Source organism: Algoriphagus sp. AGSA1 (assembly GCF_021390545.1).
Classification (GTDB): Bacteria; Bacteroidota; Bacteroidia; order Cytophagales; family Cyclobacteriaceae; genus Algoriphagus.
On record NZ_JAJUWR010000013.1, the window covers coordinates 111,294 to 137,074 of the forward strand.

Annotated in this window: 20 protein-coding genes; 6 read left to right on the forward strand and 14 right to left on the reverse strand. The window is 42.1% G+C overall.

What is annotated here, in order from left to right; all coding sequences use genetic code 11:
• The 6 genes from LZF95_RS12115 to mutY all read right to left on the reverse strand — a co-directional run bounded on the left by LZF95_RS12115 (position 1) and on the right by mutY (position 11,822).
• Positions 1 to 2,097, reverse strand: a complete 2,097-nt coding sequence (locus LZF95_RS12115; RefSeq protein WP_233755262.1) for a RecQ family ATP-dependent DNA helicase — start codon at positions 2,095 to 2,097, stop codon at positions 1 to 3.
• A gap of 364 nt (positions 2,098 to 2,461) precedes the next feature.
• Positions 2,462 to 3,934: a glutamate synthase subunit beta gene (locus tag LZF95_RS12120; protein WP_233755263.1), complete on the reverse strand. Its 1,473-nt coding sequence runs from the start codon at positions 3,932 to 3,934 to the stop codon at positions 2,462 to 2,464.
• A gap of 1 nt (position 3,935) precedes the next feature.
• Positions 3,936 to 8,426, reverse strand: a complete 4,491-nt coding sequence (gene gltB / locus LZF95_RS12125; RefSeq protein WP_233755264.1) for a glutamate synthase large subunit — start codon at positions 8,424 to 8,426, stop codon at positions 3,936 to 3,938.
• 394 nt (positions 8,427 to 8,820) lie between these two features.
• On the reverse strand, positions 8,821 to 10,170 hold the full coding sequence (gene gldE / locus LZF95_RS12130; protein ID WP_233755265.1) for a gliding motility-associated protein GldE: 1,350 nt from the start codon (positions 10,168 to 10,170) through the stop codon (positions 8,821 to 8,823).
• A gap of 70 nt (positions 10,171 to 10,240) precedes the next feature.
• Entirely contained in the window at positions 10,241 to 10,702 is a 462-nt protein-coding gene (locus LZF95_RS12135) for a single-stranded DNA-binding protein (RefSeq protein WP_233755266.1), read from the reverse strand.
• Between the two features lie 46 nt (positions 10,703 to 10,748).
• Positions 10,749 to 11,822, reverse strand: a complete 1,074-nt coding sequence (mutY, locus tag LZF95_RS12140) for an A/G-specific adenine glycosylase (protein WP_233755267.1) — start codon at positions 11,820 to 11,822, stop codon at positions 10,749 to 10,751.
• Positions 11,823 to 11,967: 145 nt separating this feature from the next.
• On the opposite strand from mutY, the gene LZF95_RS12145 reads away from it, so the two are divergent.
• The 3 genes from LZF95_RS12145 to LZF95_RS12155 all read left to right on the forward strand — a co-directional run bounded on the left by LZF95_RS12145 (position 11,968) and on the right by LZF95_RS12155 (position 14,872).
• Positions 11,968 to 12,276 (forward strand): HU family DNA-binding protein, encoded by a 309-nt coding sequence (locus LZF95_RS12145; RefSeq protein ID WP_233755268.1) that lies wholly within the window; start codon positions 11,968 to 11,970, stop codon positions 12,274 to 12,276.
• Positions 12,277 to 12,294: 18 nt separating this feature from the next.
• Complete coding sequence (locus LZF95_RS12150) at positions 12,295 to 13,122, forward strand: tetratricopeptide repeat protein (protein WP_233755269.1); 828 nt, start codon at positions 12,295 to 12,297, stop codon at positions 13,120 to 13,122.
• Positions 13,123 to 13,300: 178 nt separating this feature from the next.
• The gene (locus LZF95_RS12155) at positions 13,301 to 14,872 is read left to right on the forward strand and encodes an Rne/Rng family ribonuclease (protein WP_233755270.1); all 1,572 of its coding nucleotides are present in this window, start codon (positions 13,301 to 13,303) and stop codon (positions 14,870 to 14,872) included.
• A 229-nt stretch (positions 14,873 to 15,101) separates the two neighbouring features.
• Here the strand turns inward: LZF95_RS12155 and LZF95_RS12160 are convergent, their stop codons facing one another.
• The 7 genes from LZF95_RS12160 to LZF95_RS12190 all read right to left on the reverse strand — a co-directional run bounded on the left by LZF95_RS12160 (position 15,102) and on the right by LZF95_RS12190 (position 22,262).
• Positions 15,102 to 15,503 carry a hypothetical protein gene (locus tag LZF95_RS12160; protein WP_233755271.1) on the reverse strand — a complete coding sequence of 134 codons (402 nt, stop codon included), beginning with the start codon at positions 15,501 to 15,503 and terminating at the stop codon, positions 15,102 to 15,104.
• A 32-nt stretch (positions 15,504 to 15,535) separates the two neighbouring features.
• Complete coding sequence (locus tag LZF95_RS12165; RefSeq protein ID WP_233755272.1) at positions 15,536 to 16,219, reverse strand: DUF4221 family protein; 684 nt, start codon at positions 16,217 to 16,219, stop codon at positions 15,536 to 15,538.
• A gap of 54 nt (positions 16,220 to 16,273) precedes the next feature.
• Complete coding sequence (locus LZF95_RS12170) at positions 16,274 to 17,491, reverse strand: hypothetical protein (RefSeq protein ID WP_233755273.1); 1,218 nt, start codon at positions 17,489 to 17,491, stop codon at positions 16,274 to 16,276.
• A gap of 37 nt (positions 17,492 to 17,528) precedes the next feature.
• Positions 17,529 to 18,281: a LytTR family DNA-binding domain-containing protein gene (locus LZF95_RS12175; protein WP_233755274.1), complete on the reverse strand. Its 753-nt coding sequence runs from the start codon at positions 18,279 to 18,281 to the stop codon at positions 17,529 to 17,531.
• Positions 18,278 to 19,351 (reverse strand): sensor histidine kinase, encoded by a 1,074-nt coding sequence (locus LZF95_RS12180; RefSeq protein WP_233755275.1) that lies wholly within the window; start codon positions 19,349 to 19,351, stop codon positions 18,278 to 18,280. The genes LZF95_RS12175 and LZF95_RS12180 overlap by 4 nt, the downstream gene beginning before the upstream one ends.
• A 74-nt stretch (positions 19,352 to 19,425) precedes the next feature.
• The gene (locus LZF95_RS12185) at positions 19,426 to 20,070 is read right to left on the reverse strand and encodes a hypothetical protein (RefSeq protein ID WP_233755276.1); all 645 of its coding nucleotides are present in this window, start codon (positions 20,068 to 20,070) and stop codon (positions 19,426 to 19,428) included.
• Between the two features lie 11 nt (positions 20,071 to 20,081).
• Positions 20,082 to 22,262 carry a carboxypeptidase-like regulatory domain-containing protein gene (locus LZF95_RS12190; protein ID WP_233755277.1) on the reverse strand — a complete coding sequence of 727 codons (2,181 nt, stop codon included), beginning with the start codon at positions 22,260 to 22,262 and terminating at the stop codon, positions 20,082 to 20,084.
• A gap of 449 nt (positions 22,263 to 22,711) precedes the next feature.
• Between LZF95_RS12190 and LZF95_RS12195 the strand changes: the two genes are divergently transcribed.
• The 3 genes from LZF95_RS12195 to LZF95_RS12205 all read left to right on the forward strand — a co-directional run bounded on the left by LZF95_RS12195 (position 22,712) and on the right by LZF95_RS12205 (position 25,230).
• Complete coding sequence (locus LZF95_RS12195; protein WP_233755278.1) at positions 22,712 to 23,284, forward strand: YceI family protein; 573 nt, start codon at positions 22,712 to 22,714, stop codon at positions 23,282 to 23,284.
• Positions 23,285 to 23,300: 16 nt separating this feature from the next.
• The gene (locus tag LZF95_RS12200; RefSeq protein WP_233755279.1) at positions 23,301 to 24,575 is read left to right on the forward strand and encodes a hypothetical protein; all 1,275 of its coding nucleotides are present in this window, start codon (positions 23,301 to 23,303) and stop codon (positions 24,573 to 24,575) included.
• A 61-nt stretch (positions 24,576 to 24,636) separates the two neighbouring features.
• Complete coding sequence (locus LZF95_RS12205) at positions 24,637 to 25,230, forward strand: hypothetical protein (RefSeq protein ID WP_233755280.1); 594 nt, start codon at positions 24,637 to 24,639, stop codon at positions 25,228 to 25,230.
• A 74-nt stretch (positions 25,231 to 25,304) separates the two neighbouring features.
• Here the strand turns inward: LZF95_RS12205 and LZF95_RS12210 are convergent, their stop codons facing one another.
• Positions 25,305 to 25,691 (reverse strand): VOC family protein, encoded by a 387-nt coding sequence (locus LZF95_RS12210; RefSeq protein WP_233755281.1) that lies wholly within the window; start codon positions 25,689 to 25,691, stop codon positions 25,305 to 25,307.
• Positions 25,692 to 25,781 lie beyond the last annotated feature (90 nt).

Below are 25,781 nucleotides of genomic sequence, written 5' to 3' on the forward strand. Positions count from 1 at the left end.
TTAATCGCTAACTGATGTGGAAGTAAGTGCTACTGGATAAATAGGGCCTGAACCTGCTTCTTTGAGTAATACAGAAGCGATGGTAAAGGTCCAACGGGAATCCACTGCATCATCGATTAAAAATAGGGGTTTATTTTTAACTGTCCCATCTATCTGAAAAGCTCCGTCTAAGTTTTGGCATTGGTGAAAGCTATTTTCTTGTTCCTTTTGAGCTTGTGTGTTTTTCCCTTTCACGAGGATCGGAAGAAATGGAATTCCTAATTTTTCAGCCAGACGTCTGGCAAAATCTGGAACTAATTCAGGATGCCTTGACGAGGGAATACAGGCCAGCCATTCTGGGAATGGACTTGGATCCCACCTTTTTATTATCATTTCATAAATTGCATCTACCAATTCATCTTTAAAACGACCACTGTGCTTTCCATCCACTACAATTTTTCCCCATCCTGCATCTCCCCATCTGGATAACACTTTTCCAGTTTCTGCTTGGAGATATGAAGGTAAATTTCCGCTCCAACCATAGCTTGATAATGCACCTCTCGGAATTTGCTTTCTTGGCTCAATATCGAATTCTGAATGCTGGAGATATATCGATGCAGCTAGAATGTTTTCATGCCTAGCTGAACTAGTTAGTAGATCTTTACCTAAACAATTGGTACATCTTCCGCATGAGTCGGTAACTTGGTCATCCAATTGATCCTGCAAAAAGTTCATCAGACAGCTCTTTGTGCCAATATAACTCTTAACACTATTCCATTCTTCTAGTCTTAGATTGGTAAGGCGCTGAATTTTGTCAGTATCTAAAGAATAGGTTATCGCTGATCTTTTCCATTGGGTTCCAATCTTTGTGATCGGTGATGGATCTTCAACACTTAGGTATTTAAGGGTTTTCTCGATCAATCCTTTTTTGAGGTTTAGTACTTCCTCCAGATTAGGAACGGATAATCCATCATGATCTTCTAAAGCCTTTAAAATATCATTCACGATCTCTTCGGAGGGGAAAGCTCCTTCTCTAAAATACTTATGTACATCGGCATCTTCCTGACCAAACAGCAAGATTCCATAAGCATCGGGTATCGCTCTTCCTGCTCTTCCCACCTGCTGGTAATAACCTATGATAGATCCTGGAGCCTGAAAATGAATCACAAAACTTAAGTCAGGCTTATCATATCCCATCCCTAAGGCCGTAGAGGCTACCAATACTTTCAAATCATTATTGTAAAGTGAGTCTTCCAAAAATTCACGATAAGCATTTGAATCTTCGAAGTTTTCATCCTCTATTCCAGAATAGTAAGCTGCAGCATCGATTCCGCAATCATTTAGCCACTGTGTTACTGTACGTGCATCGTGCTTGGTCAGTACATATACAATCCCACTCCCATCTAATAGTGGAACGTTCTCTTTCAGCCATGCTAATCTTGAAGCTTGATCAGGAAGGGTAATATTTTGAAGGCAGAGGCTTTCTCTTGTTAAAGTTCCTCGTATGATATGAATGCCTCCAAGCTGTTCTTGAATATCAGCTAACACTCGGTTATTGGCAGTGGCTGTGGTACCCAATACAGGCAAACCATCTGGCATTTGCTTTAAAATTCCTACTATTCGACGATAATCTGGCCGGAAATCATGTCCCCAGTTGGAAATACAATGCGCTTCATCCACCACAAAAAGGCCAATTCGATCTGCTATGGGGTAAAGGATTCTTTCAATAAAGCCTTCATTTGCCAATCGCTCTGGAGAGATCAATAAAGTATCTACCTCATCTTTTAATACCGAGACCTTTACTTTTTCCCAATCTTCAAAATTGGTAGAGTTTATAGTAGCAGCTTTGATCCCCAATCGTTCTGCAGCCTCAATCTGATTTCTCATTAAAGCCAAAAGAGGAGAGATGATAATGCTTGGGCCTTTGCCTTGACTTCTAAGGATTTTACTACTGATAAAATACACTGAACTCTTCCCCCAACCGGTTCTTTCCAAGACCAGTAATTTTTGTTTTTGAACAGTTAATTTCTCAATAGCTTCCCATTGGCCATCTCTGAATTCTGCTTTTGGATCGTTAAGTGATTTGCGTAAGAGTGAAAGTGCTAATTTCTTGCTCATAAAAACACTAATTTGTTGATTTCTATGAAAATCATATTAGTCAATTGCTTACATATAGCAGTATCTGGTGTTACTTACTCAGCCAGTTGTAGAAAAAAAAATCTCTTTTCCAATATTCTCTGTCATACAGTAGATCAGAAAATATTGATTTCAAAACCCCTACATCAATACCAGAAACCAACCATCGAATTTTACTTTACTGAATTTAAAAACTTTTTCAAACAGTAAAGCAAAACAATAACTATAAAATCATTCTGCTTTATTCTAATAAAATTAGAAGGAACGATCAATGTAATTTAGATATTAAAACAAAAAAAAGCCATCTCGAAATAATCGGGATGGCTTTTATAATTTATAGATTAGCTCATTCTACTATCTCCTGCTCTACCTGGAAGAATGACTCGTCTTTCTGCGGTAGGGAAGATTTTCCCATTAGATATTCATCTACCTTTACGGCAGCTTCTCTGCCTTCGGATATTGCCCATACTACCAAGGACTGCCCTCTGCGCATATCACCGGCTAAGAAAACTTTTGAATTGGTGCTGCGGTAATTTTTGGATTTTGGAAGTGTGTTTTCCATTGTCTCTGCGCCAAAAGCTTCCAATAAGCCGTTTTGTGCAGGGCCAGTGTAGCCAATTGCCAAAAATGCCAAATCACAAGGGACGGTTCTTTCAGTACCGGGGATCTCTTCAAAAACGGTTCGGCCATCTTTGTGGACCCACTCCAGATCCACCAGATTTAGGCCTGTTACCTGACCTTCTCCGTTCACTACAAACTCTTTAGTGAGGACGGAAAAGACCCTTTCAGCTCCCTCTTCATGAGAACTTGAAGTTCTCAAGGTCATAGGCCATTCCGGCCACGGATTGAGGGTAGTTCTTTGCTTAGGGGGTTTTGGAAGAAGCTCCAGCTGGGTGATAGACGCAGCGCCATGTCTGTTGGAAGTACCAATACAGTCACTTCCAGTATCACCACCACCGATGACTACCACATGCTTGCCCTTCGCGGAGATTGGATTTTCTGCGATTTCTCCCGAGACTACCTTGTTCTGCTGACCCAAGAACTCCATCGCAAAATGTACCCCTTTGGCATCAGAACCCTTGATGTTGAGTCCTCTAGGTTGTCCAGCCCCGGTAGCCAGCACTACTGCGTTGAAATTTTTGAGGATATTTTCGGCTTTGATATTGAACCCAACCTCCGTGTCGCAGGAGAAAATCACTCCTTCCTGCTTCATAAACTCGATGCGGCGATCGATTACCCATTTTTCGAGCTTGAAATCAGGGATACCAAATCGGAGTAAGCCTCCGGGCTTAGAATCCTTCTCGAAGATAGTTACCTCGTGTCCAGCTTGGTTTAGTTGATCCGCAGCGGCAAGACCTGCCGGGCCGGAACCAATCACTGCAACTGACTTGCCAGTTCGCTTTTTAGGTGGATTTGCCTTGATCAAGCCTAACTCATAGGCTTTTTCCGCTATGTTTTTCTCGATCAACTCGATAGCTACCGGATCCTTATTGATGCCCAGTACGCAGCTTGCCTCACATGGGGCAGGGCAGATCCTACCCGTGAATTCCGGGAAGTTGTTAGTGCTTCTTAAGATGTTAATTGCCTGCTCCCATTCATTGTTGTACACCGCATCGTTAAAATCCGGAATAACATTGCCCAAGGGACAGCCGCTGTGGCAAAACGGAATGCCACAATCCATGCATCTAGCTGCCTGATTATTTAATTTCTCGCCTGAAAACGGCTCATATATTTCCTTGTAGTCACCTATTCTAGCTTTCGCGTCACGGGTAACAGGGGTTTCTCTTTTGAATTGTATAAATCCTTCTTTTGCTCCCATTTTACGCCAATGATTTTGATTGTTCTACTGCTCTTTTCAATAATACTGCCTTGTAATCCCGAGGAATTACCTTGATGAATTTGTCCTTGGATTTGTCCCAATCTTCAAGGAATTTCGCTCCCAAAGCTGACCTGGTCAGCTTCACATGTCTCTTCAGGAATGTTTTGATGGTGGTGAAATCCTCTTCTTCCAGGATATCTATATCTACCAATTCCGGATTGATTTCCGTGATATACTCTTTAAGTATGTAGGCTATACCACCACTCATTCCGGCAGCAAAGTTTCTTCCTATCTCTCCTAAATTAACAACGAGTCCACCGGTCATATATTCACATCCGTGATCGCCGATTCCTTCTACTACAGCCTGTACCCCGGAATTTCTTACACAGAATCGCTCGCCTCCTTTACCGTTGATGTATGCTTCACCGGAAGTGGCACCATAAAAGGCTACGTTGCCGATGATGATGTTCTCCTCGGGGACAAATTTGGCGTTCCTGCTAGGATAAATGACAAGTTTACCGCCTGAAAGACCTTTCCCGAAATAATCATTGGCCTCTCCTTCAAGTTCGAAGTTTACTCCTTTGGTAAGGAATCCTCCGAAAGTCTGTCCAGCGGAGCCGGTAAATTTGAAATTAATCGTGTCCTCCGGCAATCCCGGGCTGCCGTATATTTTCGATATCTCATTGGAGAGCATCGCACCTACAGATCTGTCCGTATTCTTGATCTGGAAGCTTCCTGATGATGACATAGCTTGCTCAAGTGAGGGATGAGCTGCTTTGATCAACTGACGATCCAAAACTCTCTTCAGCTCAAAATCCTGATCGATTTGCTTATGGATACCTACATGATCCGGAACTTCTACTTTGTGGAAAATAGGACTCAAATCCACTTTGTCCCACTTCCAATGGTTGAGGTGACCCGTGGACTGAAGCACATTGCTCTGCCCTACCATTTCATCCACCGTGCGGAATCCTAGGGATGCCATGATCTCTCTCAGGTCTTTCACAAGGAATTGGAAGTAGTTGACTACATGGTCAGGATCACCTGTAAATAGTTTTCTCAAATCCGGATGTTGGGTGGCGATACCTACCGGACATGTATTTAGATGGCATTTTCTCATCATAATACACCCTTCCACTACCAATGCAGCTGTGGAGATTCCCCATTCTTCCGCTCCCAAAAGAGTGGCAATGGCAAGATCTCGACCTGTTCTAAGCTGACCATCTGTTTGAAGAACCACTCGGCTACGCAGGTTGTTTTTCACCAAGGTCTGGTGGGCCTCAGAAAGGCCAAGTTCCCAAGGTAAGCCTGCATGACGGATAGAACTCAGTGGAGATGCTCCGGTTCCACCATCAGCTCCGGAGATCAGGATTACGTCAGCCATGGCTTTTGCCACGCCAGCCGCCACTGTTCCCACTCCCGCTTGAGATACAAGCTTAACGTTGATTCTTGCTTTTCTGTTGGCATTTTTCAGATCAAAGATCAGCTGGGCCAGATCCTCGATTGAATAAATGTCATGGTGTGGAGGTGGAGATATCAGTCCGACCCCTGGTGTGGAATGGCGTACTCTACCGATCCAGTCATCCACTTTATGTCCTGGAAGCTGCCCACCTTCACCAGGCTTGGCTCCCTGTGCCATTTTTATCTGAAGTTCGGCGGCATTTGCCAGGTAATTACTGGTAACTCCAAAACGTCCGGAGGCTACCTGTTTGATCGCCGAACGCTCCCAGTCACCATTTTCTTTTTTGGCAAACCGGATCTCGTCTTCTCCTCCTTCTCCTGAATTGCTCTTGGCTCCGATTCTGTTCATGGCTATCGCCAAAGTAGAATGGGCTTCGTGAGAAATAGACCCGAAAGACATGGCTCCGGTAGCAAATCTCCGCATAATAGAAGAAGCAGGTTCTACCTCATCTATAGGCACGGAGATACGTTTTTTGAACTCAAACAATCCTCTCAATGTCAAGGCGTCCTTACTTTGCTCATTGATTTTGGATGCAAATTTCTTGTACAACCCGTAATCATTCAGTCTTGTGGATTTCTGAAGTAGGTGGATTGATTCAGGGTTGAACAGGTGCTTTTCACCTCTCCGCTTCCACTGATACACGCCGCCTTGTTCCAGCACAGGTAATTCCGTCTGGTAAGCCGCACGGTGACGGATCAAAACTTCCTCTGCCAGCTCATCGAAGGATATACCACTAATTCGGGATATCGTGCCTTTGAAACATCTATCGATCACTTCCGGCCCAAGTCCAATGGCTTCGAATATCTGCGCACTTTGGTAAGACTGCAGCGTACTGATTCCCATTTTGGATAGAACTTTCAGTAGCCCTTTGCCTATTGCTTCCTGATAGTTTGAAAACAGCTTCTTTTGGCTTTTGACAGCTGAGAGTTCTCCCTTCTCATACATTGACAAAAGAGATTCCAATGCCATGTATGGATTTATCGCTGAAGCACCATAGCCTATGGCTGTGGCAAAATGATGTGTTTCGCGGATATCTCCAGACTCAAGTACCAAGCCGGCACTGGTTCTTATTTTCTTTTTGACCAGGTGATGGTGTACGGCGCCTATCGCCAGCAGAGATGGGATAGGGGCATATTCCTCAGTGCTGTTGCGATCGGACAGTATAATTATATTTTTGCCTTGTCCGATAGCTTTTTCCGCTTCCTCACACAGCTTATCCAGTGCTTCCAACAGTCTGCCGGGCTTGTGATCTGCAAGGAAAAGGCTTCGGAGGGTGGCACATCTGTAGCCCTGCCCTTCCATGTTTTTAATCTTTTCCAGGTCTTCATTCAGCAGCACAGGCTGCGAAATGTGGATCTGGCGGGTATGCTTGGGACTTTCTTCCAGAATATTTTGCCCCACGCCTAAGCGGGTGAACAGTGACATCACCAACCGTTCGCGGATTGGGTCAATAGGAGGATTACTAACTTGGGCGAACAACTGCTTGAAGTAATTGGAGATATGCTGGCTTTCTTTGGAAAGGACGGCCAGAGGGGTATCCGCTCCCATGGATCCGATTGCCTCGTATGCAGTATCACCCATTGGGCTTAATACCACTTTGAGTTCCTCGGAGGTATAGCCAAATATTGTTTGCTGCTTTTTAATATTCTCGGTAGAGTAGGGATTGCTCAGCACTTTTGGCTCATCCTCCAGACGGAGTTTGATCCGCTGATCAGCTACCCACTGTTCGTAAGGCTGTTTTCTGCAGATTTCACCTTTTACCTCCTCGTCGAATACAACTCTTCCTTTTTCCAAATCTGCCCATATCATCCTGCCTGGGCTGATTCTGCCTTTCTCGGTGATGGTAGCTTCGCGGATAGGCAGTGCCCCTGCCTCAGAGGAAAGAATAAGCCGGTTGTCCTTAGTGATAAAGTATCTCAATGGGCGAAGGCCGTTCCTATCCAATGTGGCTCCTACAGATTTGCCATCAGTAAACAGCAAAGCTGCCGGGCCGTCCCAAGGCTCTACCAAGGATGCATGGAATTTGTAGAATGATTTTCTATCCCTATCCATCACCTCATTGTCCTGCCAGGCCTCAGGAACCAGCATCATCATCGCATGCGGAAGTGATCTTCCGCTCAATGTCAACAGCTCTACCATTGCATCAAGATTCGCTGAATCTGATTTTTGCTTATCTGTGATCGGCATTAATCGGGAAAGTTCCTCATCTGTGAAATACTTGGACTTCATGAGGTTTTCCTTGGATTTCATCTTGTTGAGATTTCCCTTTATGGTGTTGATTTCGCCATTGTGGGACAAGAACCTGAAAGGCTGTGCCAGTCTCCAGTTTGGAAACGTATTGGTAGAGAATCGCGAGTGTACTATCGCAAAAGCAGATCCTATCCTCGGGTTCTGTAGGTCTTTATAAAAGGCCAGAACCTGATCAGTCCGCAGCTGTCCCTTATAAATAAGTGTCTGACTACTCAAACTCGCGAAGTAAAAGGACTGGTTCACTCCCGGGATCTTTGAATTGATCTCCGAGGTAGAATAGTTTCTCAGTACATATAGCTTCCGCTCCAGTTCAATTCCCGTCAGTCCTTTTTTATGTCTTACAAATAGCTGCTCAATATTGGGCATCACCTCTAGGGCCCCAGAGCCGGGCACGGTTTCATCCACCGGCACAGACCTATAGCCTATCAGTTCAAAATCCAGTTCTTCAATCAGTTGATTGAGAAGTTCTTTGGACTTGTGAAAGAGCTGCTTGTTTTTTGGGAAAAAGGTCATACCCACACCATAAGACCCTGCTTCTGGCAAATTGACCTCAGTACGCGCAGTAATATCCTTTAGAAACTGGTGGGGTACCTGTATTAATATACCCGCACCATCACCTGTTTTAGGATCAGATCCACGACCGCCACGGTGCTCCATATTGCTAAGCATATATAAGGCATCGCTAATCGTCTCATGTGAGGGTTCAGCGCTCAAATCGACAACCGCACCTATACCGCAGGAGTCATGCTCAAACTCCGATCGATACAAACCTTCTTGCATTTTTATAGAATTTATTAGGTTCAAAATTTCCAAAAATTACAGAAAAAAATTGTCCTATTAAAATTACGGCAATAAAACGGCCACTTTAGTGCCTTATTTTTTATGGATTTTCACTTTTTTGATTTTTTGATAATTGACTTTTGTGTATGAAAAATTAAATAAGCAAATAAAAAATATAGTACTATTAGAAGAAATAGGGTGCTTTTTGATTCAATTCGGGGAAAAAAAATGCAGAAAATGGAGATTTAAGTTTAAGGATAATTTTTTTGAAAAAAATAAAATTATTTCTTGGAAATTTTGACAGTTGCTGGACTGAATGGTTCTCTGGGACTTTATGATGAAAATTATATTTCGGGAAATCTAAATTTTAAAGAATATTATAAGGGTCTGTTTTTCAGTCAGTATGGGGACCGATGCTGTCCTTGTCCCCAGAGAGAATATGAACTTTCACTTTTTTGATTTTACGGGCATCTACCGCCAAAATTGTAAATTCAAAATCTTCAAATTTGATTTTAGAGCCGTTTTTCGGCAATTTGGAATTGAGTTCCAACAGCAATCCTCCCAGAGATTCGCTCTCTCCCTTGACATCCTCAAATAGCTGGGAGTCCAGATCCAGTTTTTTACAGAAGTCATTCAATGAGACCTTGCCCTCAAAAATAAAAGTGGAAGGATCCAGCTCCTGGAAGAAAATGTCGTCGTGATCATCAAACTCATCATTGATTTCTCCTATGATCTCCTCTATTAGATCCTCTAAAGTGACCAGACCGGATGTGCCTCCGTATTCATCCACCACGATGGCCATATGGACGCGTTTTAACTGAAAATCCTTCAAGAGGGTATCTACTTTTTTATTTTCAGGGACAAAGAAGCTTTTTCTGATGAGTTCATTCCATTTGAAATCCTCATCTCGTTCAATATACGGAAGCAGGTCTTTGATGTAAAGAATTCCCTGTATCTTGTCTATGGTCTCTTCGTACACGGGTATCCGGGAATAGCCGCTTTTGTTGATTTTGTCCATGAGTTCATGAAAATCCATGTCAATATCCACTGCCGTGATGTCCATTCGACTCTGCATCACTTGTTTTACTGTAAGTGTCCCGAAGTTTACTATCCCTCGCAGAATCTCCCGCTCTTCATTGGGAGCATCTTCCGTAGTCAATTCCAGAGCTTGGTTCAACTCATTTACGGAAATCGAATATCCCTTCTTTTCTATCCGCTTCTCTAAAACATTGCTAAAAGCCATCAAAAACATAGAGAACGGTCTCAGTATAGTGGAAAAAAAACTGATGCTGGGAGCCATGATCAGACTGAACTGTACTTTGGCTTTGTTGGCATAGACTTTTGGGACAATCTCGCCGAAAAACACAATGGCAAAAGTCACGCCTATTGTCTGCACCAGAATAATGATGATTCCCGTGGCGTTTTTTCCAAAAATGGACCAGGCCACAAAGGTTGTAAGCGTGACAATCCCTATATTGATCAGATTGTTGAGGATCAGGATGGTGGAAAGCAGGTTTTTTGGAGCTTCTACAAGACTGATTACTTTTTTGCCTCTTGGAGTATTCTCTTCTTCGATATTTCCCAGATCTTCATTGGTAAGGGAAAAAAAAGCTACCTCTGAACCGGAAATCAGGGCAGAGCTGATTAAAAGCAATATAAAAAGCAACCCATTTATAATCAGATAACTTATCGAGGGAAAGTTAATCTGGGCGAGTAAATGGTAACTCGGATAGGGATCGTCCATGAATTAAACCGCAATGGTTACTGCAAAATTAAAACATTCCCCTGAAAATAGCTTCCAAGGGAATAGATTATTAAAATGGCAAATCATCATCTTCTGTATCTGATACCATTTCCTGGGTCTTTGGTGCGGAAGTAGGCGCGGCCGAGGCAGGTTTTTGCTGAGTGGATTGCTGTGGGGAATTCTGCCCTCCCGCACCATCAGGTCTGCTTCCCAGCATGGTGAAGCTTAGAACCCTGATCTTGGTCCGGTAGCGGTTTTGACCTTGCTCGTCCTGCCAGCTATCGGTTTTAATTTTTCCTTCCACATAGATCTGGCTGCCTTTCTTGAGGTATTGCTCGGCTATTTTAGCCTGCGCTCCCCACATCTCCAGATCATGCCATTCTGTCTGTTCTACGCGTTCACCGTTTCTGTTTTTATAAGCTTCGGTAGTGGCAAGCCTAAGGTTTGCTACCGTATTGTCACCTTCCAGATACTTTACTTCCGGGTCTGCTCCCAGATTGCCTACTAGAATTACTTTATTTACTCCTGCCATAATTAATTTAAGTTAAAGGTGTAAAAGTCTCACAACTTGAAGTTACTCAAATCCCCTGATCGTTCAAAAAGTTCACGATTAACTTTGGCTTGGCCAGATATTCAATTCTTTCTTCTTCAACCAGCAAAAAGCCTTGGTTTTGACACCAGTTTTCCAGTTTTTCCAAATTCTCCTCTGCGATTTCCAGTTCTGAGAATACGGCATTTAATCGCTGATGTGACAAAATATGTTTGTATTTTTTAGGAAATAATTTGGCTTCCTTCTCCGTTTTCAAAGGGATGTCCATTGGCAAAGATTGTGTTTCCTGGCTGGACTCCACTTGGGGGAAGTCGTGGAGGCCTTCCCAGATATCACCTGAAGTCCGTTTTTTCCACACCCAGCTACTTCCACACTTAATCACATAATAGTGGAAATGCCGCTCTTTGATTTTCACTTTATTGATTTTCACCGGCAAATCCGACACCATATTATATAGGTGTGCAAAACAGGAGCCCTTCAATGGACAAGTGGGGCAGCCCGGGTTTTTGGGAGTACATTGGCGGGCACCAAAGTCCATCATGGCCTGATTGAATTCTCCAGGCTCTTCCTGCGGGATGATCTGGTTGGCCAGGAATTCAAATTCTTTTTTTGCCTTTGAACTGGCGATGTCTGTCTCTATACCGAAGTACCGGGCCAAAACCCGGAACACATTGCCATCCACTACGGCTTTTACCTCCCCATAAGCAAAACTAGCGATAGCAGAGGCGGTATAGCTGCCTACCCCTTTTAGCTTGATAAGGCCGTCGTAGGTAGTCGGGAACTCCCCTCCCATTTCAAACCAGATGCTTTTGGCACAGGCATGGAGATTTCTGGCCCGGCTATAATATCCCAGTCCCTGCCATAGCCGGAGCACTTCTTCTTCTGGGGCGAGGGCAAGATCCCTCACTGTGGGATAGGTTTCTATAAAAGCATAATAATAAGGTAGCCCCTGGGCAACCCGTGTCTGCTGAAGAATGATCTCAGAGAGCCAAATTTTGTATGGATCATTTGTGCCTCGCCATGGTAATTCCCTCGGATTATCTTTGTACCACGTTAGTATTTGATATGAAAAAGACTGATATTCAGTAGTTTTATAATTCATTGTCGCTTGTTAACCATTATACAAATCAAGCTAATTTTTACGAATTTGTTTTTTAATTGCAATGGTTCTCGTACATTTGCAGTCCCAAAAACACTTGGTTAATAGGTTGTTAAGCTTATTTCGTAATTTCTAAATTAATATTACAGTGACTAAAGCAGAAGTAATCGCTAAGATTTCGGACAAGACAGGTATCCAGAAGGATGATGTAACACAAGCCATTGAGGCGTTCTTCAAAGTGGTGAAGGATTCAATGTCCGAGGGAGACAATATCTACGTGAGAGGATTTGGTAGCTTCATCAATAAGAAGAGGGCTAAAAAAATCGCACGTAATATCTCCAAAAACACGGCTATTGTGATCGATGAACATTATATTCCGGCGTTCAAGCCGTCTAAAGTGTTTGTAGAAAAGATCAAAAACAGCAAGAAAATCAAGGAACTGGCTCCCCAGGACTAATCCTGGAGAGTTTTTGACATGAAAAGATCTCAGCTCATACTTATTGCAATAGGGATCATGGCAGTCGCAGGATTGTATGCCCTTCCGAGTGTGGTCGTGGATAATGACAGCAAGGCAGATTCAGTTTCTCAGGAAAATGAATCTTCTTCTACTTCATCCACAGATCCTGTAGCAATGCATGAGGCTGAGTTAAGTTCTGATGAAAGGCTACAGATAAATACGCTGAAGCTGCAGATTTCTGAAAATTCCTCTGGGGATGAGTTTAAATATTCCACAGAAGAAATAGCCGGGATCTATCAGAAACTTGGGAAGTACGATAGTGCAGGATATTATTTAAGTCTGGCAGCAGACCAGTTGGCAGACATAGGGTTAGCGGAAAAAGCCGGAAATGCATTTTACGAAGCGTTCAGCTTTGCCTTGGATCCTGAAAAAGTATCCTATACTGCCGAGCGGACCCGAAAGTATTTAAACAAGGTGTTGGAGAGCGATCCCACCCGTTTGGACTTGAAAACCAAGGTAGCGATGACTTATGTGTCCTCGTCCAACCCAATGCAGGGAATCACGATGCTAAGGGAAATCTTAGAGCAGGATCCGCAAAATGAAGACGGGTTGTTCAACATGGGCGTGCTATCCATGCAATCAGGTCAGTACAAAAGAGCAGTTGAGCGATTTGAAGAATTGGTCCAATATCACCCGGACAATCTTCAGGGTCAGTTCTATCTGGCAGTGAGCTATTTCGAGTCCAAACAAAAGAACAAAGCGAAAGCCCAGTTTGAGAAAGTAAAATCGATGACCGAGGATGAAATGATCCTAGGAAGTATCGAAAGCTATCTCGACAAGCTATAAATTATTTGTAACACTACTAAATCCAAAGACTATGCCTTGCGGAAAGAAAAGAAAAAGACATAAGATCGCTACGCACAAGCGTAAGAAGAGACTAAGAAAAAACAGACATAAGAAGAAGTAATACACTTCTTCTTATAGTCATTTGAGTACAACGTTCATTTACATATAAGACGAGATTTTGAGTACGGAATTGTTAATCGATTCTGCTCAAAACGGAAGTCGAATTGCCCTCCTTCAAGATAAGAGCCTGGTTGAGTTGCATTCCGAGGGAATGGACAACCAGTTCAAGGTTGGGGATATTTATCTCGGTACGGTCCGCAAAATCGTCAATGGGCTCAATGCAGCCTTCATTGACGTAGGTTATGAGAAAGACGCCTTTCTTCACTACCAGGATCTCGGGGCAAACTTCAACAGCCTGACGAAGTTCACCAAAATGGTGCGCAACAACAACTATGGCAATTACAATCTGAAGGGTTTTGAAAACGAACCTGAAATCGACAAGATCGGAAAAATCTCCGGCCCACTGTCCAAAAATCAACAGATTTTAGTTCAGGTCGTCAAAGAGCCCATCTCCACGAAGGGGCCGCGACTATCCTGTGAGCTCTCTCTGCCAGGTCGCTACCTGGTGTTGGTACCTTTTTCGGATTCGGTCAACGTCTCCAAGAAGATCCGCAGCAACGAGGAAAGAAAACGTCTCTTAAGACTCATCAATTCTATCAAGCCTGCCAATTTCGGGGTTATAATCCGTACAGTGGCCGAAGGTCAGTCAGTCAGTGACTTAGATAAGGACCTTCGTAATCTTCTCAATAGCTGGGAAGAAGGAATGGGGAAATTGATGAAAGCCAAGAGCCGAGACAAAATCATCGGAGAGATGAGTATGGCCTCCTCACTAGTGAGAGACTTACTCAACGAATCATTCGACGCAATCACCGTAGAAGAAGAATCTACTTACGATCAGATCAGATCCTACATCAGGAATATAGCTCCTGAAAAAGAAAAAATTGTCAAGCTTTACAACGGTAAAGCTAAACTATTTGAAAGTTTTGGAATAGAAAAGCAGATCAAAAGCCTGTTTGGACAGACGGTCAGCCTTCCGCAGGGAGGGTATGTGATCATAGAGCACACAGAAGCCCTGCACGTCATTGACGTGAACAGTGGCAATAAGTCCAATCAGGAAAGTGACCAGGAATCCACAGCACTAAAAACAAATCTGGTCGCCGCCAAAGAAATCGGCAGGCAGCTTCGCCTCCGGGACATGGGGGGTATCATCGTGGTCGATTTTATCGATATGAAGAAAGCCGACAACAAGAAGGCGATCTATGAGGCGATGAAGGATGAGCTGAGGTTTGACAGGTCAAAGCACACTGTTTTGCCGCTGAGCAAATTTGGGCTCATGCAGATCACTAGGCAGCGGGTAAGGCCTGAGGTCAATATAGTGACCAAAGAAACCTGTCCCGCATGTAATGGCACCGGCAAAATCCAGGCTTCTATCCTGATTGCCGACAAGTTGGAGAAGGACGTGGAGCATATTGCTACTATCCAGAACGTGAGCAAAATACAAATTGGGCTGCATCCCTATCTGCACGCATACTTCACTACAGGCATTATCAGCCGAAGGGTGAAGTGGTTTTTCAAGTATAACAAGTGGATAAAACTGATCAAAGATTCTTCCCTACCCGTGACGGAATACAGATTCTTAGATGAATCTGGAGAGGAAATCGAACTACAAGTAAAAAGCGAGACTGAATAGTCTCGCTTTTTTTATGGGATTTTTTAGCCACAAAGTCTGCGAAGAAAGCGCAAAGTGCACAGTTCTGACTCTTGGTTGAATTATTTGGCTCGGTTCAAGTCTTTCGACTTGAACCAAAATAATGCAGTCTCCGGACTGCTTTTTCATTCCAAATCCATTCGCTAATCCAGTAAGCAAAGACTTAACAGCTGACTATTTTTTTCATAAAGGTTCTTGAAATACCACTATTCTAATCTAATGAATTGATTTTAGAAAAATCAATCACCGCAAAGACAGTGACATCGTCTGTTGTTAGAGAATAAAGACTGAGTGCATAGCCCTTCGGTGTGTTGAACCCATACATCCCCAATTCCTCTCGGTTAAATTCTAGTTCTGCCTCCGGCTTCAACTTTTCATCAAAGACCAACAAACGATTTCTCTCTTGTTCCATATTTTCCTTTGTTGGCCCCTTCACTCTTACCCATCTCAGGATTTTTTCAGTCTGGGTATCAAAATCAAGCCCCATGTACTTACTGCTTTCATGATTTGGTTGGAAGACTGTATATTCTCCACTGGGAACAGTGGTTCCTTTTTTAAACACCAGTGATTCTGTCGTCCCTGCCCATTTCCAGGTTTGTTTTCTATTTTTCACTATGGCTATTGAATCTGATATTGCAAAACTAATCAGGTGTTCATCGTTTGCTGGAATATAGAGGTGGCTAAAAAGACCCAATTGGTCATCATCAGTATATTCTGTGATGATTCTAGGATATAAGAAATTGAAATGTGAAAAGTCTTAGATTCAGTATTGAAGATCATTCCCCAGTTATCATAGTCTTCAAACCCCGCTTGAAAAACAAAAGGAAAATCTACAAATAAGAGCTTATTTCCTGATCTTCGGATCCTGTTAAACCCCGCCATCGAATAGTTAGCATATTTTCTGGCCTCACTTATTTCGGGGAAATCCCATCTATTAAGTACTTTTCCATCAAAATCACATTCAATCAATTCCTTTTGCTGAGAGAGGAAATAGATAGTTTCCTCATCTATATAATTCCCTGTCACGAAAGAACCAATTCCATCAGGGACCTCTTTATCATATCGCTGTTTTTTCAATAGTTTTCCATCTGGGAAAGTGTACACAAGTAGCTGATGATTTATAAAAGTAGCCAGTATCTGTCCTGAATCGGTTTCATAATAAGTGAAATGATCTTTCAAATTCTTGGTTAACGTATCTTTTTCCAAATGCAAAGTATCCACTATCAAATCCTTCAAATCGAGGACAGGTACTTCCTTTTGAGAATTAGGTGAACAAGAAATTCCAAGAAAACTCAGGGCCAAAGAACTCAATAGTGTAAGCTTTCTCATAAATAGAAAAGTTAGAATGTCTTGAAATTTAAACAATTCGTGGCAAACGAAAACTTACCGCTTAATAAATTCAAACAGATCCCATTGATCTATATTGATCAATTCCGCATTATTATCGACAAATCCATATTTCAATAATAACTTTTCTACCCGCAAGGTATGCGCTCCTTCTTCCAGATGTGAAATATCTATGCCTGCCTGATAAATTTTTTGCTTAGTCACACTGATTCTATGTTTTGACCAAGAAGCTATTGGTATCGGTTGGTCGTCAATGAAGACCCGATGAAGATCAGCAGTCTCATGAAGAGGTACCCAATCCAAAGAATCCAACGCTACTCGAAAATCAGAATTGAGTTGCTCAATAATTTTTTCATCTCCCTCGTATCTTGCTATTCCCAACCTCAGATAATCATCTTCCAGTTCTTCTGTAGCTATAAAAGACCTTGGAAACCTGCTTTTTCCATCATGCTCAGCCTCGAAATGAAGATGTTTTGCTGGCCATTCTCTTTCCTTCTCTGCTATAGGTCTGTCATTTCTAAACATGGAAAAATCCTGTGTATCCGAAATAATAAGGGGGACAGCGAATATAAAAATCAGAATAGCATATACCACCGCTGTCCATTTTCCTAAATTACTTTGATAGATTGCTGAGATAGAACTTAGCATGCTTTGCGAATACCACACCTTGAACCTGGTTTTTTTCTTACTCAGCAGTAGGAGTGAAAAAATGATAAGGCTTAACATGAAAATCAGATAGGCAATGAAAAAGTTAAGGTTAAACCAAACATAAAATCCAATCAATAGCCCTAGATAAACGGTAAAGGTGAGAAATACCAAAACCAAGGAAACTGGATAGGCAAAGGTAGTGCTACAGGTCTTTTCCAGCTTCAATACCATATCAGCGGGCTTTTGATAATTATAGTCTTGTGCCAGCTTGAATAAGTTTTTATTTATTACTCCTTTGGGGTATGCATAACTAAGTCCGAGAAGTCCAGCCCATACAAATCGTAGACACAAATGGACCACAAAGAAAATTTTGAACACAGAAACAATGGTCGTGAGATAAAACAATATCATCAGACTGGGAAGATATTCAACCCCTATTTCTTGGATCAAATAAACAGAAAACTCATAGATCTTTGCCGGGAAGACAAACAAAAAAGCTAGCGTAATTCCGGAGATGATAACTTCCGGCTCCCAACTATTCCGCTGGAGATTTTCAAGCCAGGTGAGTTCTTCCTGTTTGCGTTTGTAATCTGTTTCTTTTTTCATTACCTAAAAATTACACTGGATTTTCCAATAATCTAAATTACTGATCCAACCAGGATTTAAAATCCGATACTTTCTCCCGGCTTATCAAAATATCCTGATCTGGACAATTCTTTAATTTCACTTTGAGCCGGCTGTTTGAATAAGCAAAAATCCCGTCGATGGATTTCATGCTGCACAGGAATTTTCTATTGATCCGGAAAAAATCCGCGGGATTTACCTGAGCTTCTGTCTGTTCTAATGTATGATCGATCACATATTTTTTGCCCTCATATGTCTGTAAAAATGTCACTCTTTCTTCGCTATAAAAAAAAGAAATCTGATCGACTGGTACACTCTGGATCTTGTCTCCAAACTTCACTAAAAACCTGGATTTGTAGGAAGGGTTATTGTGAGAAAGCAGACTTTTTAGAACATCTATTTCCAGCAACGAAGGAATCCGGTTGGCTTTATACTTATCCACAGCTCTAGCCAAATCCTTTGGGTCAATTGGCTTCAATAAATAATCAATTGCATTTACCTGAAAGGCTTTTATGGCATATTGATCAAAGGCCGTAGTGAAAATAACCGGTGTGGATAAATGTACTTTCTCAAAAATCTCAAAGCTTATTCCATCGGCCAATAGAATATCGCAAAATATTAGATCTGGATGTGAATTAGTTGAAAGCCACTGAACAGATTTAGTGATGGAATCCAGATTTCCGAAAATTTGGGCAGCAGGATAATGAAGCTTGATTAGCTTTATAAGTAAGTTGGCGGCAGGTTTTTCATCTTCGATTATTAAAATTCTCATGTGGATAACTCTAAGATTGGAAGTTTGACCAAAAATTCATCCTCCGTTTGGATGACATCTATTTCTCGGTCAGAAAGCAGTTGATATCTCATTTTTATATTTTGTAAACCTACACCTGTTGAGGGCTCATTTTGACTTGATCTTGGCTGAAAAGTATTACTGATCCATAGATCATCCTTCTTTTTGAAAATGTGGATAAATAGAGGTTTCTCTTCACTTATAATATTGTGTTTTATGGCGTTTTCCAAGAGCAATTGAAGTGATAAGGGAGGGATCATACCAGTTTTCACTTTGATGTCAACTGAAAACTGGAGGCTTTCCTCAAATCTGATTTTTTGAAGTTCTAGGTAGTTGGTGGCAAAATCAACTTCTCTTTCCAGTTCAATTACTTCTTCTTTTTGGGCTTCTAGAACGTACCGATAAATGCGGGAAAGCTTTTGGATAAATTCGGCGGATTTATCAGCATCTTCATAAACCAGATTTGAAAGGAGATTCAGGGAATTAAATAGAAAATGTGGGTTGAGTTGATCCTTGAGGGATTGGTATTGGCTTGCCAATTTTTCGTTGCGTAATATCTCTGCCTCCAGTGCGGATTTTCTCCATTCCCCTAACCATGACCAAGTAGTGAAAATCGCCATAAAGATCAGTGCCACCGTCATGGGCATTTTGGTATATACAGCAATATTCTTCCATGGAATATTGTCTGCTGTGAACTGGCCGTCGATCCAAGCATATAAGAATATCACTAAAAATGAAGCTACAAACGCATATGCCATATACAAGCTCACCGTAAGCAACAAGCGCTGAAAAGGCCGATCAACCCAAGAGATTCGCTGGTCTATGAGATCTTCCACCCGGCTACCTCCATAACTCAAGACCATAGAAATGAAAAATGAAAATAAGTACTCTGGAAATAGGTCGTTTAATCCCTCTATACTCAAAAAGCAGGAAGGGCAGAAAAAAATCATTAGGATGGTCGCAATTACAAAATTGATCAACAAAAAACTAGGCAATCTATACCATATTGCCTTTTTGGATTTATTGTTGTTCTTCTTTGGGTTTAATGCCATGGACGGAAATTACTCAAAAAAGAATTCCATTCTCCTACGCTAGTGAAGAATAGAATTCTTGAACTGACGGTATATTAATGACATTCTGCGGCGACTTCTTCAGCCTGCGACTTTCCCCATGTAGGGAGAATGTAGTCTTCAGTAGTTTTTGCCTCTTCTTTTTTGAAAAGATCGAGACCCATTCTGGCCATTCCACAGGCTTTTTCCGATCCGGAGCCGAAGAATTTGGCCATTCCCAATTCCATTTGAGCCATCAATGTGACAGCGCGGGGATTTTCGCGATCCTGATTGATTGCTTTTCCGAAAAGCTGCATGGCCTTTGGGCTGAGTTCCTGGCCACGGGAAGCAGGATCTACACTGAGTTTTCCCATAATGGCGAATCCATGAAGGGCAGTGATTTCTGAATTATCAGGTTTCAGTTGATTTGCTTTGTTGATAAGCTCCATGGCTTGGTCAAAGTACTGATCCTTATCCACGTCAAACCTAAATGCGGACATTATCTGATTGTATGCGGCGTAGTACAGAGGAAGCCATTCATCACTTTTGGCATCCGAAATACGTAGAAAACCATTGGTTACCTCTTTAGATGATTCTAAATCCGGGATTGAATTCATTGCTTTAATTTGCTTTTGCATGGCGGCTTCATAAGCTGGATCATTTGCAGAGGCAATGGTGATCCACATAAAAATCGCTGCGAGAGTAAGGATAGATTTTTTCATGATCATAGATTTTAAAGGTTGTTTAGATTGTTTGCCGTTTTGTCTTTTGATAAAGTGAGAAAGATTCCTAAAAAGAGAAATCGTGGAGCTACCTGTCCTTGCGTGGTGGATTCATAAGTTCCTTGGGAATTGGCCTCCGGGCTGTAGGTATATCCGAATACATTATCTCTCCCTAGTACGTTAGTACACGCCAGATGAATGATGAGATTAGGTTTTGGTAAATAGCTCCAGGATAAGCTTAGATTCTGAAAGCTTTTGGTTTTTGAATTCATCTCTGAATCATCCTTGTTAGGATTGGTGTAGGTATAGCCATCGTTATAGGCCATCGAAAATCCCAGTTGGGATTTAAGTGGAGCGATGAATCGTTTGATTACCACGCTCATATTGTGTTTGGGAGCGAATGCTGGCTGGACTTGGGTTTCGTATTGGTTAAATCTTCTCTTACTGTCCACAAAGCTGTAAGTGACCCAGTAGTCAGTGTCTTTAAAACTTTTGCGATCCCGAAAGAATAAGTCAAAACCTCTGGCATAGCCCGAGCCATTATTGGTGAGCACTTCCGGGCTTTCTCCTGTTCCTTTAAATGTTATAAGATTATCATAGGATTTATAAAATGACTCTGCACGGCATGTAAAGCCTTCCTTTGAAAGTAAGTAATTCAAAATCAGATGCTTGGATTCCGAATTTTGCAGTTCCGTGTTTAATACCCGGTAATTTTCCAGGGGTAACTGATGGAACCTTCCTGCCGCCAGGGAGAGCTGTCCATTATCGCCTACTTGTCGGGCGAAAGAAATCCGGGGATCAAGCCAGCTTTCACCAGAAAGAGGGCTGGTACCTGCTCTTAAGCCTGTCCTGAGCACCAGGTTTTTATTGAAATAGTAATCCCATTCTGTGAAAAGGTAAGTTTCATGATCTTCGAAAGCTCTTCTTAATTCTTGTTTGATCAATTTCTCCGAGAAGGGATGGATAAAATGTTCCAGGCCAAATTTGGCTGAAAGCCGGTCTGAAAAGTCCTTGATAGCAGAGGCTTTCAGATGGGTAAGTTCATTGGTTCGTTCCAAGGTTAAGCTGTCATGAGAGATATTATCCAGGTTTTTAGAATATGATATGCCCGCGAAGACCATCCAATCATTTTTTAGGGAAGTTTTCCAGTTGGCCTGGATGTACGAATAGTTGTTTTTCAGATCTATCAGAATTTTATTTTCTGAGCCTGGAAGAGGTTGTCTCAGTACCATACCTCCGGATTCTGTTCTTGCCATTACTTTCAGCAATCCGTTTTTGCCGGTTTTCTTTTGCGCAGCCATCTCCACATCCCATCCTTTGGGGGCTTTCACAAAATCTATGTCCTGTTTGATCAAATCCTGATAGGGACCTAGGTTGAAATAGTTGACGCTGCCGGTGATGCTTTGCTCTTCATTTGCCAAGGTGTGAGAATAGCCTCCCCCGACAGACATCAGGCTCAGATCTCCTTGGCTACGGATAGAAAGATCCTTTGTGTTCAGAGCCAATGCGGAGGAAAGCGCCTGACCATATTCTGCGGAATATCCTCCGGTACTAAAAAAGGTACCCTTAAATAAGTTTGGATTGAAACGTGTGCGGGTGGGTACATTGCCTACTGTGGTGCCATAGGCATTTCCCACCTTCATCCCATCTATATAGATACCAACTTCACTGGCATCACCACCCCGAACAAATAACCGTCCGTCGTTCCCTACCGTGCTGGTACCGGGAAGGGTCTGGAACGCGCCCATAATATCTCCCATGGCACTTGGTGTAGTGACGATGTCGAGGGGTTTAAGGATTACGGATTTGCTTTGGTCAGAGGCTTGCATGGCTCCTGCTGAAATCGTCACGGAGTTCATTTCGGTGATCATTTCGATCAATAGAACATCGGGAACTCTAACACTGTCCTGGTCACAGTTGATTTCTATTTCCTGTGTTTTGTAGCCAAGAAACTGAAACACCAGGATTTGATTCCCTTGCAAGGTAGACTGAAACCCATAATCCCCATTCCTTCCACTACTGCTTCCCTCAAAGCTCCCTTTAAAAAAAATATTTACACCGGGAAGGGGCTTTCCTTTTCCCTCTAGTACGCTTCCTTGGATGGAAACTTGGGCGACGGAATGCACTTGCAAAAATGTAACTGCAATAAAAATTAGTAGCCGTGGATTCATTTCGATTCTGATCTGATCCAAAGATGGCTGCTTGGGAGCCCTCAAAAAATTTAAGTTGACTGAGATGAAGAAATCCCTGACTGAAGTGTACTAGGCCGTTTCTGGAGCTCCTCGCCCATCTCTTTAACTTAATGTAAGCCCGAAAATATGTCTCTGTATATGATCGTAATCATTATGGTTGTGACAATAGGGAGAAAATGTCGTCAGCCAGTTTTATTGAGTTTAAAGAAATGAAGAACAGTCTTTATTCAAGGTTAATCAACTTTTATTATCCTCATTAAAGATGTGACATATGTAGATCCCTTACAGAGTTAAGTAAGTGTTTTTAGAAATGCCTGATGCTCTTTAGATGATTGCAAAAGAGTGATTTAAATCAGTTTTTATTAAGATTCTCCTCATTGCCATCCCTTACCATAACTGCCTACTTTTGACCCAGTGACAACAAACCAACTAACAACATCAGAATGAACATGCGTTTTATTACAGCTCAGGTAATGCTGACACTGCTCATCCTGTCGAGTTTTCCCTGCTTTGCGCAGCAATCCTACACGATATCCAGTGACCAGCAGTTCACTGTAGCGGGAACCTCCACCATACATGACTGGGAGATGGTAGCCAAAGAGGGCACCACAGGCTCAGCTGGGCTGATTTTGGAAAATGGCAAACTTTCCAAAATCACTTCTCTCAAAGTGGAAATCCCCACGAAAAGCCTAAAAAGCGGCAAAGGGGCTATGGATAAAAATGCCTATGAGGCGCTAAATGCTGCAAAATATCCATCCATTGCATTTGAAATGACTGAATTCCTGGGGATTACAGGGACTAAAATCAGAGCCAACGGCAAATTGACAATTGCGGGTAAATCACAAATTATTCCACTTGAGGTGTCGTATTCAATATCCGGAAATACAGTCAAATTCAAGGGGACTCATGCTATTTTATTCAGTGACTTTAAAATTGATGCCCCTACAGCAGTACTCGGGACAATTAAGACAGGGGATGAACTGAGGCTATCTTTTGAAGCCGGTTTTTCACCAAAAAATTAATTTAAACTAAGCCATTATGAAATTATCTAGTTTCACTTTCAGAGGATTTATTCTTTCCGGGGCGATGCTGACATGCAGTATTGCTCTTGCGCAAGAAAAAACGGAACTTCAATATTTCCGCCAAAATAGTAAGGAAGGATTGAATGTTTTTGAATCTCCTAAAGAGAAGGGAGGCGATTTTGATAAAGTCCGTGTGTTTGTGAGTGGTGATTTTGCTTTACAATTTCAAGCAATCGATCATTCCAATTCATTGAATAATCTAGTGCAACTGGGTTCAAACTTCAACTTGCCTACCGCAAACCTAAATATCAATACGCAACTGGCAGATGGGTTGAGATTACACCTAAGAACTTATCTGTCATCCAAGCATCATAATGAATCATGGGTAAAGGGTGGCTATCTTCAAATAGATCGGCTGGGATTTATAAGAGAGGGGTTTCTGGATGGAATCATGGATTATACCACAGTTACCTTTGGTTTGGATGAGTTCAATTATGGTGATGCACATTTTCGCCGATCGGATAATGCACGGGTAATCTTTAACCCCTTTATAGGAAACTATATCATGGATTCTTTTTCAACGGAAGCTTTTGGGGAAGTGACTGTGCAGAAAGACGGATTGATCGCTGTGCTTGGTCTCAGTAATGGTAAGCTTAACCAAAATGTAATTGTGAATGACAATACAGACAACAAAGTGTCATTTTATGGGAAATTGGGTGTGGATAAGCAGCTTGATGAGGATTTCAGATTCAGACTTACAGGATCATGGTATATGAATAAAGGCACCACGACCGGGACTTGGTTATATGGCGGAGACAGAGCGGGAGGACGATATTATGGCGTTTTACAGCCTTTAGAAGGAACGGCCAATGATTTTGAAGGAAGGTTTAATCCTCGCTTCAGGCAAATGACCGCATTCCAAATCAATCCATTTCTTAAATACAAAGGATTGGAGTTTTTCGGGATTGTGGAATCTGTAGGCAATTCTGAGGGGCAGGGTAACGGTAATTTCACCCAACTTTCCGGCGAGCTTCTATACCGTTTTGGAGGCACAGAGCAATTTTACCTTGGAGGGAGGTACAATACCGTGAAAGGCAAAAACAACGATTCTGATACTTCCGAGATTGAAATTAGCCGATTGAATGTGGGTGGAGGATGGTTTATGACAAAGAATGTGATTGTCAAACTGGAGTATATGAACCAAGAATATAAAAGCGGATTTGGTGCGACCTCCATTTATAATGAAGCAAAATTCAATGGGATCAATCTAGAAGCAGCTATCAGCTTTTAAGCACTATCACTGCCTAGTTGGATTAAGTTAAAAATCTGACTGCGCTTTTTCATCTAAAATCATGCAGGTTTTACTTCTACTTATCATTACCTATTGGTCTTACATGAACACCACACCTGAAGTCTTCGAGGTAAAAACCTGGAAAATAGATTCAGATAGTGTCGTGGAAATTGCGGGGAGTACTAACATATCGAGTTTCCGATGTGAATCGAAGCAATATCAGGGAGGTGATATGCTCACAGAAACTTATTTTCCGGCTCTTGATAAGTCTGAATGGAGCGGTGAGATCACGCTAGAGACGGTGAACTTTGATTGCTTCAATGCATTGATGACCAAAGATTTTAGAGAGACACTTCAGATGGATCAGCATCCTACTATTGGAGTACGCTTTCTGAAGATGATCAGGGAATCAGAAAACATAAATCAAGAAAACCTTAGGGGAGAAGTTGAAATCACACTGGCCGGAGTTTCTAAAATCTATCCGATTTCCTGCGTTTTCCTCGCTAAAAATGGAAGAAAGGCATTGCTGACCGGAGAACGGAAGTTGACGTTTACAGATTTCGAAATTGATCCACCTGTGAAGCTATTGGGCACGATTAAAGTAAGGGATTCCATAGAAGTCAACTTTGGATTGGTACTGGAAGCACTAATGTGAGGAATTGTTGTTTCAACTTCAGTTTATACTGTCTAGTAAGGATTAAATGAAACCTTTGGTCAAAGTCTGATCTGTTAAATCGTGATTTCTATCCAATTGCCTTCCAGGTCTTCAATCACACTTTCGAAATATCCATCGCCGGTAGTCCGCGGCTCACCGATGATTTTAATTCCTTCTTCACGGAATTCTTCAGTTTTCATCAAGACCTTCTCTTTGGATCCTACAGAAATAGCAAAATGAGCCAATCCCGAAACCATCCCACGGGGCTGGGGAGATTCCTGTACATCACTTCTTTTCATGAGTTCGATCCTACTTCCTGAAGCAAAACTTAAGAAATAGGAGCTAAATCCCTTTGCATGGTTTTGATATTTTTCGCCTGAAGTCATGGAGAAGGAATGGCAATACCAGTTCTTCATTTCCTCCAGGTCATTGACCCACATGGCAAGGTGTTCTATTTTCATGTGATTATAATTTGTTTTTAAGGTCCACACGGAATCTCGCATGGCTTATAATCATCCCGGTGTGGGACGTTCTCGACATGCTCGATTTCA

What these genes read in the sequence shown, in the direction of transcription:
- LZF95_RS12115 (WP_233755262.1), bottom strand. Translation starts at nt 2,097, where the DNA reads ATGAGCAAGAAATTAGCACTTTCACTCTTACGCAAATCACTTAACGAT.
- LZF95_RS12120 (WP_233755263.1), bottom strand. Translation starts at nt 3,934, where the DNA reads ATGGGAGCAAAAGAAGGATTTATACAATTCAAAAGAGAAACCCCTGTT.
- gltB (WP_233755264.1), bottom strand. Translation starts at nt 8,426, where the DNA reads ATGCAAGAAGGTTTGTATCGATCGGAGTTTGAGCATGACTCCTGCGGT.
- gldE (WP_233755265.1), bottom strand. Translation starts at nt 10,170, where the DNA reads ATGGACGATCCCTATCCGAGTTACCATTTACTCGCCCAGATTAACTTT.
- LZF95_RS12135 (WP_233755266.1), bottom strand. Translation starts at nt 10,702, where the DNA reads ATGGCAGGAGTAAATAAAGTAATTCTAGTAGGCAATCTGGGAGCAGAC.
- mutY (WP_233755267.1), bottom strand. Translation starts at nt 11,822, where the DNA reads ATGAATTATAAAACTACTGAATATCAGTCTTTTTCATATCAAATACTA.
- LZF95_RS12150 (WP_233755269.1), top strand. Translation starts at nt 12,295, where the DNA reads ATGAAAAGATCTCAGCTCATACTTATTGCAATAGGGATCATGGCAGTC.
- LZF95_RS12165 (WP_233755272.1), bottom strand. Translation starts at nt 16,219, where the DNA reads ATGAGAAAGCTTACACTATTGAGTTCTTTGGCCCTGAGTTTTCTTGGA.
- LZF95_RS12170 (WP_233755273.1), bottom strand. Translation starts at nt 17,491, where the DNA reads ATGAAAAAAGAAACAGATTACAAACGCAAACAGGAAGAACTCACCTGG.
- LZF95_RS12175 (WP_233755274.1), bottom strand. Translation starts at nt 18,281, where the DNA reads ATGAGAATTTTAATAATCGAAGATGAAAAACCTGCCGCCAACTTACTT.
- LZF95_RS12180 (WP_233755275.1), bottom strand. Translation starts at nt 19,351, where the DNA reads ATGGCATTAAACCCAAAGAAGAACAACAATAAATCCAAAAAGGCAATA.
- LZF95_RS12185 (WP_233755276.1), bottom strand. Translation starts at nt 20,070, where the DNA reads ATGAAAAAATCTATCCTTACTCTCGCAGCGATTTTTATGTGGATCACC.
- LZF95_RS12195 (WP_233755278.1), top strand. Translation starts at nt 22,712, where the DNA reads ATGCGTTTTATTACAGCTCAGGTAATGCTGACACTGCTCATCCTGTCG.
- LZF95_RS12200 (WP_233755279.1), top strand. Translation starts at nt 23,301, where the DNA reads ATGAAATTATCTAGTTTCACTTTCAGAGGATTTATTCTTTCCGGGGCG.
- LZF95_RS12205 (WP_233755280.1), top strand. Translation starts at nt 24,637, where the DNA reads ATGCAGGTTTTACTTCTACTTATCATTACCTATTGGTCTTACATGAAC.
- LZF95_RS12210 (WP_233755281.1), bottom strand. Translation starts at nt 25,691, where the DNA reads ATGAAAATAGAACACCTTGCCATGTGGGTCAATGACCTGGAGGAAATG.